The sequence below is a fragment of the Brevundimonas sp. 01N35 genome (assembly GCF_056399785.1).
The window spans coordinates 248,377-263,812 of record NZ_JBFTRZ010000003.1 but is presented as its reverse complement, the minus strand read 5'-3'; the positions used below and the strand labels follow the sequence as shown (position 1 = coordinate 263,812).

Genomic DNA, 15,436 nt, shown 5'->3' with positions numbered 1-15,436 from the left:
CTCTTCGGGCGTCAGCGTCCGGTCGTCAGCTTGACGACGATGTGGGCGGTGGTGTCGACGATGGCCTCTGCCGTGTCGGCTCGGCGCATCAGGGCGAAGCCGGCGGCGACGGATTCCACCAGATTAGCGGTCTCGTAAGAGGTCAGGCGCGGGCTCAACCCCTCGGGAAGATAGCCGTTGGCCTTGGCCTGGGCGATGCGGCGCTCCAGCGCCAGGTGCAGGCGTCGCTGGCGCTTGATGCGGCTTTCGGCGAAGGCGGGCTCGCCCTTGTCGGCCAGCATGTGTTCGACCCGCAGCACAGGCCCGTGGTCGTTCCATAGCGTCAGCACCTCCAGCACATAGGCGCGGACGGCTTCGAAGGCGCGGTCCCCGGTCCAGTCGGCGTGAATGTGCTTGGCCAGGCGCTGGAAGTCCTCGCCGGCCTCCTCGCACAGGATCAGCAGCCCTTCATCGACCGAGTTGAAATAGGTGTAGAAGGTCGGCGCCGAGACGCCCGCCGCCTGGGCCACGTCGGCGGCGCGGATTTCGCCCAGATGCTTGTGGTTCAGCAGGCCGCGTAGGGCGTCGAGGATGGCGCGACGAGTGCGCGCGCCGCGCGTCCCGATCTTGTGGCCCAGTTTGTTGGTCGTCTCGGACATGGAGGAGGCGGCCGGAGAGGTGGTGCCGGTTGCAGGAATCGAACCCGCGACATCCAGTTTACAAAACTGGCGCTCTACCAACTGAGCTAAACCGGCGTTGCGCGCCTTATGCTGGCCCGGCGCGGCGGAGGCAAGCGAGGAAAGCCGCTTCAGTCCAGTTCGGCGGCGATCCGGGCGGCCAAGGCCTTCAGCTGTTCGGCGTCGGCCATGGGGGCGTGGCCGTGGCCCTTCATGGCGCGGTCGCTCCAGCGCGGGATGATGTGGAAATGCAGGTGGAAGACGGTCTGGCCGCCAGCCTCGCCGTTGAACTGCATCAGGCTGAGACCGTCCGGCTTCAGCGCCCTTTCCACCGCGCGCGCGGTGCGCTGGACGGCGGCGGTCAGCGTCGCCAGCGTCGCGGGCTCGACATCCAGAAGATTGCGTGCCTGAGAGGTCTTGGACACGACGAGCACATGACCTTCGGACTGGGGGAAGACGTCCATGAAGGCCAGCACGTCATCGTCTTCCCACACCTTCACGGTCGGGATCTCGCCGCGCAGAATCCTGGCGAAGATGTTGTCGGGGTCGTAGGCGCCGTGAAGGCTCATGGGGAGGCTCCGTCAGTGTGGTCGGGCCAAGGCTAGCAGGGCAGAGCGGATTTCGCACGGAGCCGAACGCGATCTGGCGCACTATATGGTCAAGGTTCAACCAGACAGAGGCTGTCATGCTGCGTTTTATTGTTCAGGCCGTCGTCACCGCCCTGGGGCTGTGGCTGGCGGCCAAGATCGTGCCGGGGGTGGACTTCACCTCGACCGGGTCGCTGATCGCAGCGGCGGTCATCCTGGGTCTGGTCAACGCTATCGTGCGGCCGATCATGGTGATCCTGACCCTGCCGCTGACCATCGTGACGTTCGGTCTGTTCCTGCTGGTGGTGAACGCGGCGATGATCGGGCTGACGGCCTGGTTCCTGGGCGGGTTCGTCGTCAACGGCCTTTGGGCCGGGATCGGCGCGGCCATCGTCACCGGCGTGGTCAGCTGGATCGCCGCCTCCCTATTCGGTGAGGGCGAGCGCGCCTAGGTAATTATCCGGATAATATTGACGCCCATATTTTATCCGGGTAAATCATCGCGACCTTCAAGGAGCCGATGATGACCGCCGCTACCTGCACCGCCTTCGCCGGCGACCGCCTGATTGCATCGGGTGCGCCGTCCCAGGTCGCCGCGGCCGTAAAGGCCGTGCATGACGCGGGGAAGGCGGTTCTGGTGTTCGATGACGCCGACGCCCGTCCGGTCGAGTTCGACCTGCGCGGCGATCTGGACGCGGTCCTGGCGCGCCTGACGCCCGCCGAACTGGTCGAGAAGCGCGGGCCGGGGCGGCCCAGGCTGGGCGTCACTGCCCGTGAGGTGACGCTGTTGCCGCGTCACTGGGACTGGCTGGCGGCCCAGCCGGGCGGGGCGTCGGTGGCGCTGCGCAAGCTGGTCGAGAGCGCCCTGCGCGAGGCCGAGGGCCCGGACCGGGTGCGCCGCAGCCGCGAGGCCGCCTATCGGTTCATGACCGCCGTAGCGGGCGACAAGCGCGGCTACGAGGAGGCGACGCGGATGCTGTTCGCGGGCGACTGGATCGCCTTCGACCTGGCGGTCGAGGGCTGGCCTGCGGACGTGCGCGACTACGCCAATCGACTGGCCGAGGGCGGTTGGCGCAATGGTAAGGGCCGAAAGGCGACCACCGAGCGCGATTAGCTCGGGCGGATGACCATACAGGTGACGCGGCGTTCGTTCAGGGTCTCGCATGCGGCTTCGGCGGCGGCCTGGGTCATGCCGGTAAAGCGCGAGCGATACCAGCCGTTGGCGGTCTGCACGTCGCGTTGCGCCTCGGTGAACTGGGTGCGGAAGCGGCGACTGACGTCGTTCAGCCAGTCACGCGCGACGGTTTCCTCGCGGAAGGCGCCGACCTGAACCGTCCAGCGGCCGGCGGGCTCGCGCGCAGCCTGGCGGGTCGGTTCACGCGTCGGCGTAGCGGCGGCGGATGAGGATGAACGGCGCGTGGCCGTCGTCGTCCCGCCGTTCAGCGCGGCGGTAAGGCTTTCCGGCGGGCGAGGCGCTTCGGCGCGCTGGACCGGGGCCGCGGCGCGGGGCGTTGCGGCGCGAGGAGCGGGCGCAGGCGTCCGGGCCGAGGGCGGCGGCGTGATTTCGGTGGGCAGGGTGCGCGGCGCCGGCCCGGAGACATAGGCGACCGTCGTCGAACCGACGCCTTCGCCGTCCTCGTCCGAAGCCGAGGCGTATTCCACCGGCGGGTTCGGATCTGCGATGACGCCGAAGCCGCGTTGTTCGAAGAAATTCTGGGCAATCTGGATCGGTTCGCCCTGGCCGCGACGGCGTTGGACCTCGAAGCCGGTGTCCATCAGTTCCGAGACATGAGAGTTGCGGCTGGCCGTCGAGCGGCCGCCCATGACGATGGTGATGATCCGCTTGCCGTCCCGGACCGATGAGGCGGCGAGGTTGTAGCCCGAGGCGTTGGTGAAGCCGGTCTTGATGCCGTCATAGCCGCGGCCGGTAGCCAGCAGACCGTTGGTGTTGCGATAGTCGCGACCGTTGTAGGCCCAGTCGCGCAGGCCGAGGTAGCGGTAATATTGCGGGAAGTCGCGCATGACCGCGCGGCTGAGGATCGACAGGTCGCGGGCGGTCGTCGCCTGACGCGTGTCGGGCAGGCCGTTGGCGGTGGTGAACCGAGTTTGGTCCATCCCCAACTCCTTGGCCTTGGCCGTCATCCGGGCGGTGAACTGGGCTTCCGAGCCGCCGATGTGCTCGGCCAGGACCACGGCCATGTCGTTGGCGCTGCGGACCGCTGTGGCGCGCATGGCGTCGTCCAGGCTGATCGACTGGCCGGCGGCGAGGCCCAGTTTCGACGGGGGCTGCGACGCGGCGCGCGGCGACACGGTCAGAGTGTCGGTCAGCTTGACCTTGCCGGACTCCAGCGCCTCGAACGTCAGGTACAGGGTCATGACCTTGGTGATCGAGGCGGGATAGCGTCGGGCGTCGGCGAAGCGAGAGAACAGCACCTCACCCGAGGCGGCGTCGACCACGATGGCGGCGTAGCGCGAACTGTCGGAATCCTGAGCGACCGGCGGAAGCGCGCCGAGGGCAGGGGTCAGGACGAGCCCGCCCAGAACCATGGCGGCCAGGAAGCGACGGCGGAATACGGCGTTCATGGTCAATCAACTAGCCTCGTCACTGTGGCGCGAAGACGACCCCGATCATCGCGCGTTAACAGAGGCTAACATCGGACTCCGGGGTTTCGAGACGGTTAACAAGCCGTCAACGGAGTTGTGATCGGCGCGGGCGGGAACGGGTGATCGCCGATCATATTGTGCGCCGCACAAATTTAACTTGAAGTCATTTCGCACATGCACCATATGACCCCTGTCGCGATGAACGCCGTTCGTCGTGAGGCCCTTTTCGCTTCAGGAGAGTCCCAATGGCTGACGCCGCCGAGACTGTTAAGAAGACCGTCGAACAGACCACCGCCAAGGCCAAGGCCCAGGCAGAGAACATCCAGGCCGCCGGCGCCAAGGCCTTCCGCGAAGGCGTGGACAAGTCCGTCGCCTCGCTGACCGAGCTGAACGCTCAGGGCAAGAAGAACCTGGAAGCCGTGGTCGAGTCGGCAGCCGCCGCCCAGAAGGGCGCCGAGGCCCTGTCGCAGGAAGCGCTCGCCTTCTCCAAGAAGAGCTGGGAAGACGGCGTCGCCGCCGCCCAGTCGCTGAGCCAGGCGCGTTCGGTGCAGGAACTGGTCGAGCTTCAGACCTCGTGGGCCAAGTCGGCCGCCGAGGCCTATCTGGCGCAGTTCGGCAAGGCGACCGAGATCTTCACCGCCTCGGTGAAGGACAGCTTCAAGCCCATCAACGAGCGCGTCACCGCGACCGTCGAGACCTTCCAGGCCGCCCGCTAAGCCGGATAAGTTTCAGTAGGCGTACAATCAGGCCCCGGCGGAAACGCCGGGGCCTTTTTGCGTCTGGGAGGCGTTTCAAAGCGTGGCGGTCGAGAAGACGTGTAGCCGCAGGCGACACGACTCACTGGACGCCCCTACAAATCCGGCCATCATTGCCTATCTGATCCATCGAACTCCCCCGAAGACGGACAAAGAATGCCTACGAGACGGCCAGGTGAAGAAGGCGGAGGCGCAGGCGCCGCCGTCGTCACCGAGACAAAGCCGAAGCTTCAGCGGCCCTCCCTATATCGGGTGCTGATCCTGAATGACGACTACACCCCTATGGAGTTCGTCATCTATGTGCTGGAGCGGTTCTTCCAGAAGAGCCGCGAGGACGCGACCCGCATCATGCTGCATGTGCACCAGCATGGCGTTGGGGTGTGCGGCGTCTTCACCTACGAAGTGGCCGAAACCAAGGTCGCCCAGGTGGTCGAGACGGCGCGCCGTCACCAGCATCCTCTGCAATGCACGATGGAAAAAGACTGAGAGGATCTCCCATGCCCTCCTTTTCTCGTCCTCTCGAAGAGACCCTGCACCGCGCGGTCAGCTATGCGAACGAGCGTCGGCACGAATACGCCACGCTTGAACACCTGCTGCTGGCCCTGATCGACGATATCGACGCGGCAGCCGTGATGACCGCCTGCAACGTGGACCTCGGCGCGCTGAAGGCGGCTCTGACCCTCTATGTCGACAACGATCTGGCCGCCCTGGCCACGGCCGACGGCGACGACGCCAAGCCCACAGCGGGCTTCCAGCGCGTGATCCAGCGCGCGGTGATCCACGTCCAGTCGTCGGGCCGGGAAGAGGTTACGGGGGCCAATGTCCTGGTCGCCATCTTCTCGGAGCGCGAAAGCCACGCCGCCTATTTCCTGCAGGAGCAGGACATGACGCGCTATGACGCGGTCAACTTCATCGCCCACGGCATCGCCAAGAAGCCGGGCGCGACCGAGGCCCGCCCCGCCAAGGGCTCGCCCGAGGACGCCGAGGACGCCGCCGCCGTGAAATCGGGCGGAGAAGCGCTGGAGGCCTACTGCGTCGACCTGAACGAGAAGGCCCGCAAGGGCAAGATCGACCCCCTGATCGGGCGTCAGGCCGAGGTCGAACGCTCGATCCAGATCCTGTGCCGCCGGACCAAGAACAACCCGCTGCTGGTCGGCGACCCCGGCGTCGGCAAGACCGCCATTGCGGAGGGCCTGGCCCGCAAGATCGTCAACGGCGAGGTGCCGGACGTTCTGAAAGACGCCACCATCTACAGCCTCGACATGGGGGCGTTGCTGGCCGGCACCCGCTATCGCGGCGACTTCGAGGAACGGCTGAAACAGGTCGTCAAGGAACTGGAGACGCACGAGAACGCGGTCCTGTTCATCGACGAGATCCACACGGTGATCGGCGCCGGCGCGACCTCGGGCGGGGCGATGGACGCGTCCAACCTGCTGAAGCCGGCCCTGGCCTCGGGCAGCCTGCGCTGCATGGGCTCGACCACCTACAAGGAATACCGCCAGCACTTCGAGAAGGACCGCGCCCTGGTCCGCCGCTTCCAGAAGATCGACGTCAACGAGCCGACGATCGAGGACACGGTGAAGATCCTCAAGGGTCTGAAGACGACCTACGAGAACCATCACAAGCTGCGCTACACCGACGCCGCCATCCGCACGGCGGTCGACCTGTCGGCTCGCTACATCACCGACCGGAAACTGCCCGACAAGGCCATCGACGTGATCGACGAGGCGGGGGCCGGCCAGATGCTGCTGCCGGAATCCAAGCGCAAGAAGGTCATCGGTCAGAAGGAGGTCGAGGCCGTCATCGCCAAGATGGCCCGCATCCCGCCCAAGTCGGTGTCCAAGTCGGACACGGAATCCCTGCGCGAGCTTGAGGCCGACCTGAAGCGGACGGTCTATGGCCAGGAGCAGGCCATCGACCAGGTCTCGTCGGCGATGAAGCTGGCGCGGGCGGGGCTGCGCGATCCGAACAAGCCCATCGGCGCCTTCCTGTTCAGCGGCCCGACCGGCGTTGGCAAGACCGAGGTGGCCAAGCAACTGGCCGCCACGCTCGGCATCGAGATGCAGCGCTTCGACATGTCGGAATACATGGAGCGCCACACGGTCAGCCGCCTGATCGGCGCGCCTCCGGGCTATGTCGGCCATGACCAGGGGGGCCTGCTGACCGACGCCGTCGACCAGCACCCGCACTCGGTTGTGCTGCTGGACGAGGTCGAGAAGGCCCACCCCGACGTCTACAACATCCTGCTGCAGGTGATGGACAACGGGACCCTAACCGACGCCGTGGGCAAGAAGGTCGACTTCAGGAACGTCATCCTGATCATGACCACCAACGCCGGGGCCGCCGACAACGCCCGCGCCTCCATCGGCTTTGGCCGGGGCAAGGTCGAGGGCGAGGACGACAAGGCCATCCAGCGCCTGTTCGCGCCGGAGTTCCGCAACCGCCTGGACGCCATCGTGGCCTTCAAGCCTCTGGGCGCCGAGACGATCCGCTCGGTGGTGACCAAGTTCGTGATGCAGTTGGAAGCCCAACTGGCGGACCGCAACATCACCATCGAACTGACCGACGAAGCCGCCGACTGGCTGGCCAAGAACGGCTTCGACGAACTGTATGGCGCACGCCCCCTGGCCCGCGTCATTCAGGAGCACATCAAGAAGCCGCTGGCCGACGACATCCTGTTCGGCCGCCTGACCCGCGGCGGCCACGTCAAGGTCGAGCTGAAGGACGGCAAGATCGCCTTCGACATCACCCCGACCAAGGGCGCGGCGGTGAAGGAAGAGGAAGAAGAAACGGCCTGATTTCGGTCAGGTCGAAGTCAGAGGCCCGGGCGGAAACGCCCGGGCCTTTTTCTTTAGCGCTTCCCCATAACCCCGCTCATCCCGGCGGACGCCGGGATCCAGTCAGAGCCAAGGACGTTCCCCGGCGAATTCTAGCGTGAGTACTTGTAGCCAAAGAGCTGGATCCCGGCGTCCGCCGGGATGAGCGGAAGAGGTGGTCGCGGAGCATCCAGCGTTGCATAGTCCTCTCGAATTCGAGAGGGACGCACATGACCGCAGTGCTGACGGAGCGGCAGAAGAAGTGGTTCGCCACGGTTCAGGCCAATCTGGAGAAGAACACCGGCAAACCGCTGGCCGACTGGGTCGCCATCATGAAGGCTTGTCCCGAGACCGCGCCGCGCGCTCAGGCGGTCTGGTTGAAGACGGAACACGGCGTCGGCCAGAACCACGCGGCGCAAATCCTGGACGCCTGCCGCCCGTCCGACGGCCCCGGCTGGGACGAGCCCGAGGCCCTGCGCGCCGCGCTGTGGAAGGATGCCGATTCGGCGGCGATCCTGGAGGCGGTCGAGCGGGGCGCGGACGGGGTCGAGGGTGTCATCTCGGGCCAGCGCAAGGGCTACACCGCCTTCTCACGCACGGTGCAGTTCGCGGCCATGCGTCCGCTCAAGGGCGGTCGGGCGCTGCTGGGCTTGAAGTTGGCGCCGGAGGCCTCGCCGCGCCTATCGCCGTCGGCGCGGCGGGAAAGCTGGTCCGAGCGGCTGACGGCCGTGGTCGAACTGGACGCGCCGGATCAAGTGGACGCGGAGATTGGCCGCCTGTTCGCCCAGGCGGCCGATAACGGTTGATGACCTTTCCTCCCTGTTCGCAAGGCGAATGGGGAGGTGGATCGGACGCGTAGCGGACGAGACGGAGGGGGCGACTCGACGGTTGATGTCAGTGCCGCCCCCTCCACCACTGCGTGGTCCCCCTCCCCACGAGTGGGGAGGAAAGGAATGTCAGCGTTTACGGCCCAGCGCGCCCAGAAGCACCGCAGCCCCGGCGATGAGGGCGGTGGTCAGCAGGGGTTTGCGGCGAGCGAAGTCCAGTCCCTTGTGGGCGGGATCGCGAAGATCGGCGGGGGCCTTGTCGACCATGCCGTCCAGTCCGTCGATAACGCGGCCATAGGCGTCCTTCGCCTTGCCCTTGAACTCGGTCAGCTTGCCTTCGACCTGAAGCTTGCCGTCGCCGGTCAGGCGGCCCGCGCCGTTCTGGGCCTTGCCCTTCAGTTCCGTCGCGACGCCTTCAATACGTTGATCAGTCATGGTGATCCCTGATGTGAGGAGGAGACTCCTCTCCCCAAGCGCGCTGGTGTCCCGAGGGTTCCTCGCGGCGCTCGCGGCGAAATGTCAGGCGCTGCGGTAAGGCGACAAGGTTTCGGCCATCTCAGCCATCTCGGCCTCGACCGCCGGGCGCTCGTTGTCGAGATAGCGGGCGACCGGATCGCGCAGGGCCGGGTCGGCGATCCAGTGGGCGCTATAGACCGGGGAGGGCAGGTAGCCGCGCGCGATCTTGTGCTCGCCCTGTGCGCCCGCCTCGACGCGGGACAGGCCGCGCGCGATGGCGAAGTCGATGGCCTGATAGTAGCAGAGCTCGAAATGGAGGAAGGGGACCTCCTCCAGCGCGCCCCACTGACGGCCATAGAGAGCGTCGCGACCGATGAAGTTCAAGGCCCCGGCGATGGGCGTCCCATCCCGAAAGGCCATGACCAGGGCGATCCGGTCAGCCATGGACGCGCCGACGCGGGCGAAGAAGTCGCGCGTCAGATAGGGCCGGCCCCATTTGCGGTCGCCGGTGTCCATGTAGAAGTCGAAGAAGGCGTCCCAGTGCGCCTCGGTCAGGTCGGCCCCGCTCAGGACGCGGATGTCGAGACCTGCTTGCGCCTCGCGCCGCTCGCGCCGGATGGTCTTCCTCCGATTGGACGACAGGGCGGCCAGAAAGTCGTCGAAGCTCCGATAGCCGTCGTTGCGCCAGATGAACTGGATGTCGCGTCGAGGGAGAAGGCCCGCCTCGGTCATGAGGCGCCATTCGGGCTCGGTCGGGAAGTTGACGTGCAGGGATGAGGCGCCGAGCCGTTCGACCAGGGTCAGGGCGCCTTGCAGCAGGGCCGCCCTGATCGCGTCATCCCGGCCGGAGCGAAGCGCAGAGCCGGGACCGCCAAGGGCGCTGCCGTCGGCGTCTTGGGCGGCCCCGGATAAGCCCCGCGGGCTTTCCGGGGTGACGCCGGGTTTGATCAGAAAACGCGGCCCCGTCGCCGGGGTGAAGGGCACGGCGCTCAGAAGCTTGGGATAATAGCGGCCGCCGGCGCGCTGATAGGCGTCGGCCCAGCTGTGGTCGAAGACGTATTCGCCCTGGCTGTTCCCCTTCAGATAGAGGGGCATGACGCCGAGAACGGCGCCGTCGTCATCGTGCAGGGACAGGTGGCGCGCCCCCCAGCCCTGGGACGGGACGGCGCTGCCGGACGCCTCGCACGCGTGCAGGAAGTCGTAGGAGACGAAGGGATCGCCGGTCGGGGCCGCGCAGGCGTCCCACGCGTCCCGGCCTATGTCGGCGACCCCGTCGTTGACCTGGAGCGTGAAGCTCACTTCACCTCGATGATGGCGTCGACTTCGACTGCGAAGCCGAGCGGCAGCTTGTAGACGCCGACGGCCGAGCGTGAGTGCTTGCCCGCGTCGCCGAAGACCTGGACCATCAGGTCCGAGCAGCCGTTGATGACGGCGGGGATGGCGATGAAGTCCGGTCCGGCCTGGACGAAGCCGCCCAGCTTGACGATGCGGACGACGCGATCCAGGTCGCCGTCGACGGCGGCGTTGATCTGGGCCAGCAGGTTGATACCGCACAGGCGAGCGGCCTCGGCGGCCTGTTCCGGGGTCACGTCCACGCCGACGGTGCCCTTGATGCCGCCATTGGCGTCGTTCGACAACTGGCCCGAGATGAAGATCTGCGAGCCCGACTGGACGTAGGAGACGTAGCTGGCGACGGGCTTGGCCGGCTCGGGCAGGGTGATGCCGAGTTCGGCGATGCGGGCGTGGATGCTCATGTCGGAGACTCCGTTGAATGGGTTGTGCGGGGTTTAGCGCGCCAGACGGGCGGCGTCATCCGGGCTTCTTCAGGGCGCGGCCCGCGACCACGGCGGCGACGCCGAATTTGGCGCGCAGGGCGTCGATGGCGGTCTCGGTCTTCAGGGCGCGGGTCTCGGCGGTGGCGAACAGGCCGGCGGGCGCGGCCCCGGCGTCGGTGATCTCGGCCAGGCCGATGCCGATCAGTCGATAGGGGACGCCCAACTCCGGCTTCAGCAGGTCGCGCCCGGCGGAAAACAGCACCCGCGCCGTCTGCACCGGCTCGACCAGGGTGACGCGGCGGGTGACGATCTTGAAGTCGCTCTTGCGCAGCTTCAGCACCACGACCCGGCTGGCCACGCCGTCGCGTCGGGCCTTGGACGCCAGCTTCTCGCACAGGGGCCAGAGCTCGGCCTCCAGAGCCTCGGCCGTGGTCAGGTCGTCGTTGAAGGTGGTCTCGGCGCTCATGCCGCGCCGGTCGTGGTCTGGTCGAACCGGACGGGCGTCGCGGGCATGGCTGAGGTCGTAGAGGCGAAGGCCCGTCTCGCCATAACGCCGGACCAGATCCTTGACGTCGGCGGCGGCCAGATCGCCGACCGTGGCGAAGCCGTCCGAGCGCAGGGTGCGGCCGAAGACCGGGCCGACGCCGGGCAGGATGGAGACGGGACGGGGCGCCAGCAGGTCCTTCGCCTCGGCCACGCCGATGACGGAAAAACCGCGCGGCTTATCCAGTTCAGACGCGATCTTGGCCAGGAATCGGTTGGGGGCCAGGCCGATGGAGACGCTCAGGCCGGTCTCGTCCTCGATCCATTTCTGTAGCCGGATCAGTTGGAAGGCGGGCGGGCCGCCGTTCAGCCGCTCGGTCCCCGACAGATCGATCCAGGCCTCGTCCAGCGACAGGGTTTGAACCAGCGGCGTCAGCTTTTCTATCGCGCCGAAGATGCGCCGGCTCTCGGCGACGTATTTGGCGAAATCCGGTTTGATGACAACGGCGTCGGGACAGGCCTTCAGCGCCTTGTACATGGGCATGGCCGAGCCGACGCCGTGCAGGCGGGCGACATAGCAGGCGGTCGAGACCACGCCGCGCTTGCCGCCGCCGATGATGACCGGCTTGTCGCGCAGTTCCGGCCGGTCGCGTTTCTCAACCGAGGCGTAGAAGGCGTCGCAGTCCAGGTGGGCGATGGACAGGTCGGCCAGTTCGTCATGGGCGATGACCCGGCGCGAGGCGCAACTCGGACACCGCGCGACCTTGCGGTCGCCGGTCCACAGGCAGTCGCGGCAGACGGCCGTCAGGCTCAAAAGGAACTCCGGTTCTTCAGCTTCACGTCAACTTAAGACTGCGCGCGTCACAGTGCATACGAAGAAGGCGAAAAGCCCATCGCAGGTGCGCGATTTCGAGGCGAAACAGCCGGGTGGCGGATGTCCAAGAAAGTCCTCATCGTCGAGGATAACGAGCTGAACATGAAGCTTTTTCATGATCTGCTCGAGTCCCAGGGCTACGAAACCCTGCAGACCCGTGAAGGGCTGCAGGCGCTCGCCATCGCGCGCGAACACCGGCCCGACCTGATCCTGATGGATATCCAACTGCCGGAAATCAGCGGCCTTGAGGTCACCAAGTGGCTCAAGGACGACGAAGAGCTGAACCATATCCCCGTCATCGCCGTTACCGCCTTCGCCATGAAGGGCGATGAGGAGCGGATCAGGCAGGGTGGTTGCGAGGCCTATATCTCCAAGCCCATCTCGGTGGTGTCGTTCCTCGAGACAATCCGCAAGCATCTGGGGTAGGGCCGCATGAGCGCGCGCATCCTGGTCGTGGACGACGTCGACACCAACGTCCGACTGCTCGAAGCCAAGCTGACCATCGAATATTACGACGCCCTGACCTGCAGCGACGGGTTGACGGCCATCGCCCTGGCGACGGCGGAACAGCCGGACCTGATCCTGCTGGATGTCATGATGCCTGGCCTAGACGGGTTCGAAACCTGTCGCCGTCTGAAGGAGGACCCCCGGACCCGACATATCCCCGTGGTGCTGGTCACGGCGCTGGACGGGCGACATGATCGTATTCGCGGCCTGGAAGCCGGCGCCGACGACTTCCTGACCAAGCCGCTGGACGACGTGATCCTGATGGCGCGGGTCAAGAGCCTGACCCGGCTGAAGATGGTCATGGACGAACTGCGCGAGCGCGAGGAAAGCGGGCGGCGGGTCGGCGTCGACACGGCCGGCGTGGCGCGGCTCAAGGGCTCCGGCGGGCGGGTTCTGGTCGTCGACGACAACGAGCTTCAGGCGGCCAAGGTGGCGCAGGAACTGGCGGTCGAGCACCGCCCCCTGATCGAATCGACGCCCGAGGCGGCGCTGGAAGCGGCGCGGGGGCCGGTCGATCTGATGATAGTCAATGTCACGTCCGAGGGCTTTGACGGGCTGCGCCTGATCGCCCAGGCGCGCTCGAAGGAGCCGACGCGGCGGTTGCCGATTCTGGCCCTGGTGGATTCGCAGGACCGGCCTCGGCTTCTGAAGGCGCTGGAACTGGGCGCCAACGACATCCTGACCCGGCCTGTCGATCCCGAAGAGTTGTCGGCGCGGGTGCGCACTCAAGTGCGGCGCAAGCGTTACGGCGACTTCCTCCGGGAAAAGCTGGACTACAGCCTCGAGATGGCCGTCACCGACGCCCTGACCGGACTTCACAACCGCCGCTATATGTCCAGCCAGCTTCAGGCCCTGGTGGCGCGCGCCAACAACGGCGGCGAGCCGCTGGCCGTGCTGGTGCTGGACATCGATCACTTCAAGGCGGTCAACGACGGCTTCGGCCACGACGCCGGCGATGAAGTGCTGCGCGAGTTCTCGGTGCGTTTGGCGACCAATGTCCGGGCGGTGGATTTGCCCTGCCGATTCGGCGGCGAGGAGTTCGTCGTGGTCATGCCCGGCACCACGCTGGAGGACGCCAGGCGAATCGCCGAGCGAATCCGTCGTGACGTGGGCGCGGCGCCGTTCCGCGCCCTGGGCGGGCGCGAGCTTCTGAACATCACCGTTTCTGTCGGCGTGGCGGCGACGACGGGCGAGGGCGATACGCCCGAAGCCCTGCTGAAGCGGGCGGACGAGGGGGTCTATGAGGCCAAGGCTTCGGGCCGGAACAAGGTCGTCGCCCGCGCGGCTTGAGCGGCTTAGTTATTGAACGTGCAACGAAAAACGCCCGGCTCAAAAGCCGGGCGTTTCGAATTCTGCAGTCAAGCGAGCCAAAAGCCCGGGCGGTTAAGCCCTTACTTGATCTTGCCTTCCTTGAACTCGACGTGCTTGCGCACGACCGGATCGTACTTCTTGACGACCATCTTTTCGGTCATCGTACGGGCGTTCTTCTTGGTCACGTAGAAGAAGCCGGTGTCGGCGGTGGAGTTCAGGCGGATCTTGATGGAAGCCGGTTTGGCCATCGGAATTACCTTTGCGACGGCGAAAGCCGCATGAAACAAGAGGCGCGGAACATACTCAGGCGCGAACCAAAGTCAACGCCCGCGATGTCGCGTTGAGGAATGGCTTCTAGCGGCTAGGCTGCCGGAATGAAAGCCATGACCTCGATCGCCTTTGCGGCCGCCGCCCTGACCCTGTCGTCCTTGCCCGCCGCCGCGCAGGCGGAGACGCCACAGGACGCCTTCTTCAAGAACCTGAGCGCCCTGTGCGGCCAGCGCTTCGAGGGCAAGGTGGTGACGACCGACGCCGCCGATTCGGATTTCGCCAGCCAGCGGCTGCTGATGCATGTCCGCGATTGTTCGGCCGAAGAGATTCGCATTCCCTTCTGGGTCGGCGCGGACCGGTCGCGTACCTGGGTGGTGACGCGCACGGCCACCGGGCTGCGGTTGAAACATGATCACCGCCACGACGACGGCACGACCGACGTCCTGCACTGGTATGGCGGTGACACGGCGGGATCGGGCACGGCCCAGCGGCAGGAATTCCCGGTCGATCAGGAATCCATCGACTTGTTCACCGCCAACAACGCCTCGGTGTCGAACACCAACACCTGGGCGATGGAAGTCCATCCGGCGCAGATGTTCGCCTATGAACTGCGTCGCCCCAGCCGCCATTTCCGCGTCGAGTTCGACCTGACGAAGCCGGTCGCCCAGTAAAGACGGGGGGCCTCGGGCCGTCAGTCCCGATGTTCGACCACGTGGCGGCCCCGCACCATGCGCACGAAGGGCAGGGGGCGGTTGGGATGCTCCAGCCGCTCGGCCATTTCGCCTAGGACGAAGCGGGTGATGGCGGGCAGGTCCAGGCGCTGCGCCTCGGCCAGCGGCAGCCAGGCGATCTCGTCCAGTTCGCCTGAGCCCTTGATCCGGTCGGGATCGCGCAGCGCCTCGACCGGGGCCATGAAGAAGCGGGCGTCGAAGCGGCGCGAGCGGCCCGGCGGGGTCACGGCGCGGGCCACGTAGGACAGCACCGACAGGTCGGGCAGGACGCCCGCCTGACGATACTCGCGCCAGGGTCCAGCGACCGAGGCGGGAGGGGCGGGGCGGCCCAGGATCAGGCCGGTCTCCTCGAACGTCTCGCGCACGGCGGTCAGGGCCAGGGCGCGGGCGCGGCGGGCCGGCATTTCGGCCTCCAGCCGCCGGGCCACGTCCGAGGACAGGTCGCCGGTCGAGGCGGCGGTGAAGTCGGAACGGTCGATACGTCCGCCAGGAAAGACCCACTTCGACGCCATGAAGACATGACCGGGCGCGCGACGCCCCATCAGCACCTCGGGCCGGTCGCCGCCGCGCGTCAGGATCAGGGTGGCGGCATCCTTGGGCCGCTGTCCGCCGCCCGTGCGCGGGGCGTCGGCCAGGTCCTGAGCGGCGTCGAAGGGCGCTCTCATATCCGCTCACCCCGGCGGACGCCGGGGTCCAGTGAGAGCCAGGCCCGCTGCGGCGCACCTGCTTGGGCAATGATCCGCGCGCGGCGTCTGAAAGCCAAAGAACTGGATCCCGGCGTCCG

General features: G+C 66.8%; 18 protein-coding genes and 1 tRNA gene. 9 read left to right on the top strand and 10 right to left on the bottom strand.

Annotation, left to right across the window (positions count from 1 at the left end):
• Positions 1-11: 11 nt before the first annotated feature.
• The 3 genes from AC1DJ5_RS04500 to AC1DJ5_RS04490 all read right to left on the bottom strand — a co-directional run bounded on the left by AC1DJ5_RS04500 (position 12) and on the right by AC1DJ5_RS04490 (position 1,225).
• Positions 12-638, bottom strand: a complete 627-nt coding sequence (locus AC1DJ5_RS04500; protein ID WP_477019819.1) for a TetR/AcrR family transcriptional regulator — start codon at positions 636-638, stop codon at positions 12-14.
• A 20-nt stretch (positions 639-658) separates the two neighbouring features.
• Positions 659-734, bottom strand: a tRNA-Thr gene (locus AC1DJ5_RS04495).
• A 53-nt stretch (positions 735-787) separates the two neighbouring features.
• Entirely contained in the window at positions 788-1,225 is a 438-nt protein-coding gene (locus AC1DJ5_RS04490; protein ID WP_441456000.1) for an HIT family protein, read from the bottom strand.
• A 116-nt stretch (positions 1,226-1,341) separates the two neighbouring features.
• On the opposite strand from AC1DJ5_RS04490, the gene AC1DJ5_RS04485 reads away from it, so the two are divergent.
• Together AC1DJ5_RS04485 and AC1DJ5_RS04480 are read left to right on the top strand one after the other, a co-directional pair.
• Positions 1,342-1,695 carry a phage holin family protein gene (locus AC1DJ5_RS04485; RefSeq protein ID WP_441455999.1) on the top strand — a complete coding sequence of 118 codons (354 nt, stop codon included), beginning with the start codon at positions 1,342-1,344 and terminating at the stop codon, positions 1,693-1,695.
• A gap of 68 nt (positions 1,696-1,763) precedes the next feature.
• Complete coding sequence (locus AC1DJ5_RS04480) at positions 1,764-2,357, top strand: DUF2239 family protein (protein WP_441455998.1); 594 nt, start codon at positions 1,764-1,766, stop codon at positions 2,355-2,357.
• Here the strand turns inward: AC1DJ5_RS04480 and AC1DJ5_RS04475 are convergent.
• Entirely contained in the window at positions 2,354-3,826 is a 1,473-nt protein-coding gene (locus tag AC1DJ5_RS04475) for a serine hydrolase (RefSeq protein WP_477019818.1), read from the bottom strand. The two genes, AC1DJ5_RS04480 and AC1DJ5_RS04475, sit on opposite strands and share 4 nt — an antisense overlap.
• A gap of 266 nt (positions 3,827-4,092) precedes the next feature.
• On the opposite strand from AC1DJ5_RS04475, the gene AC1DJ5_RS04470 reads away from it, so the two are divergent.
• The 4 genes from AC1DJ5_RS04470 (at position 4,093) to AC1DJ5_RS04455 (ending at position 8,224) form a co-directional block, all read left to right on the top strand.
• Positions 4,093-4,563, top strand: a complete 471-nt coding sequence (locus AC1DJ5_RS04470) for a phasin family protein (protein ID WP_441455996.1) — start codon at positions 4,093-4,095, stop codon at positions 4,561-4,563.
• Between the two features lie 195 nt (positions 4,564-4,758).
• Complete coding sequence (gene clpS / locus AC1DJ5_RS04465; RefSeq protein WP_441455995.1) at positions 4,759-5,088, top strand: ATP-dependent Clp protease adapter ClpS; 330 nt, start codon at positions 4,759-4,761, stop codon at positions 5,086-5,088.
• Positions 5,089-5,099: 11 nt separating this feature from the next.
• A complete protein-coding gene (gene clpA, locus AC1DJ5_RS04460; protein WP_477019817.1) occupies positions 5,100-7,400 on the top strand; it encodes an ATP-dependent Clp protease ATP-binding subunit ClpA in 2,301 nt (766 codons plus the stop codon).
• 248 nt (positions 7,401-7,648) lie between these two features.
• Complete coding sequence (locus AC1DJ5_RS04455; RefSeq protein WP_441455993.1) at positions 7,649-8,224, top strand: DUF4287 domain-containing protein; 576 nt, start codon at positions 7,649-7,651, stop codon at positions 8,222-8,224.
• Between the two features lie 150 nt (positions 8,225-8,374).
• Here AC1DJ5_RS04455 and AC1DJ5_RS04450 read toward each other — a convergent pair whose 3' ends face one another.
• The 4 genes from AC1DJ5_RS04450 to AC1DJ5_RS04435 form a co-directional block, all read right to left on the bottom strand.
• On the bottom strand, positions 8,375-8,680 hold the full coding sequence (locus AC1DJ5_RS04450) for a CsbD family protein (RefSeq protein WP_477019816.1): 306 nt from the start codon (positions 8,678-8,680) through the stop codon (positions 8,375-8,377).
• 84 nt (positions 8,681-8,764) lie between these two features.
• On the bottom strand, positions 8,765-10,000 hold the full coding sequence (locus AC1DJ5_RS04445; protein ID WP_441455991.1) for a GNAT family N-acetyltransferase: 1,236 nt from the start codon (positions 9,998-10,000) through the stop codon (positions 8,765-8,767).
• Complete coding sequence (locus tag AC1DJ5_RS04440; RefSeq protein ID WP_477019815.1) at positions 9,997-10,455, bottom strand: RidA family protein; 459 nt, start codon at positions 10,453-10,455, stop codon at positions 9,997-9,999. The genes AC1DJ5_RS04445 and AC1DJ5_RS04440 overlap by 4 nt, the downstream gene beginning before the upstream one ends.
• Before the next feature lie 55 nt (positions 10,456-10,510).
• Positions 10,511-11,773 carry a DNA polymerase IV gene (locus AC1DJ5_RS04435; protein ID WP_477019814.1) on the bottom strand — a complete coding sequence of 421 codons (1,263 nt, stop codon included), beginning with the start codon at positions 11,771-11,773 and terminating at the stop codon, positions 10,511-10,513.
• Between the two features lie 120 nt (positions 11,774-11,893).
• Here AC1DJ5_RS04435 and AC1DJ5_RS04430 point away from each other — a divergent pair, with 120 nt between their 5' ends.
• Complete coding sequence (locus AC1DJ5_RS04430) at positions 11,894-12,259, top strand: response regulator (protein WP_441456067.1); 366 nt, start codon at positions 11,894-11,896, stop codon at positions 12,257-12,259.
• A gap of 6 nt (positions 12,260-12,265) precedes the next feature.
• Positions 12,266-13,630: a PleD family two-component system response regulator gene (locus AC1DJ5_RS04425; protein ID WP_441455988.1), complete on the top strand. Its 1,365-nt coding sequence runs from the start codon at positions 12,266-12,268 to the stop codon at positions 13,628-13,630.
• A gap of 101 nt (positions 13,631-13,731) precedes the next feature.
• Here AC1DJ5_RS04425 and rpmG read toward each other — a convergent pair whose 3' ends face one another.
• Entirely contained in the window at positions 13,732-13,899 is a 168-nt protein-coding gene (rpmG, locus tag AC1DJ5_RS04420; RefSeq protein ID WP_003164451.1) for a 50S ribosomal protein L33, read from the bottom strand.
• 135 nt (positions 13,900-14,034) lie between these two features.
• Here rpmG and AC1DJ5_RS04415 point away from each other — a divergent pair, with 135 nt between their 5' ends.
• Positions 14,035-14,592, top strand: a complete 558-nt coding sequence (locus AC1DJ5_RS04415) for a hypothetical protein (RefSeq protein WP_477019813.1) — start codon at positions 14,035-14,037, stop codon at positions 14,590-14,592.
• 20 nt (positions 14,593-14,612) lie between these two features.
• Here AC1DJ5_RS04415 and AC1DJ5_RS04410 read toward each other — a convergent pair whose 3' ends face one another.
• Positions 14,613-15,317 carry an NUDIX hydrolase gene (locus AC1DJ5_RS04410; protein ID WP_477019812.1) on the bottom strand — a complete coding sequence of 235 codons (705 nt, stop codon included), beginning with the start codon at positions 15,315-15,317 and terminating at the stop codon, positions 14,613-14,615.
• Positions 15,318-15,436: the final 119 nt, after the last annotated feature.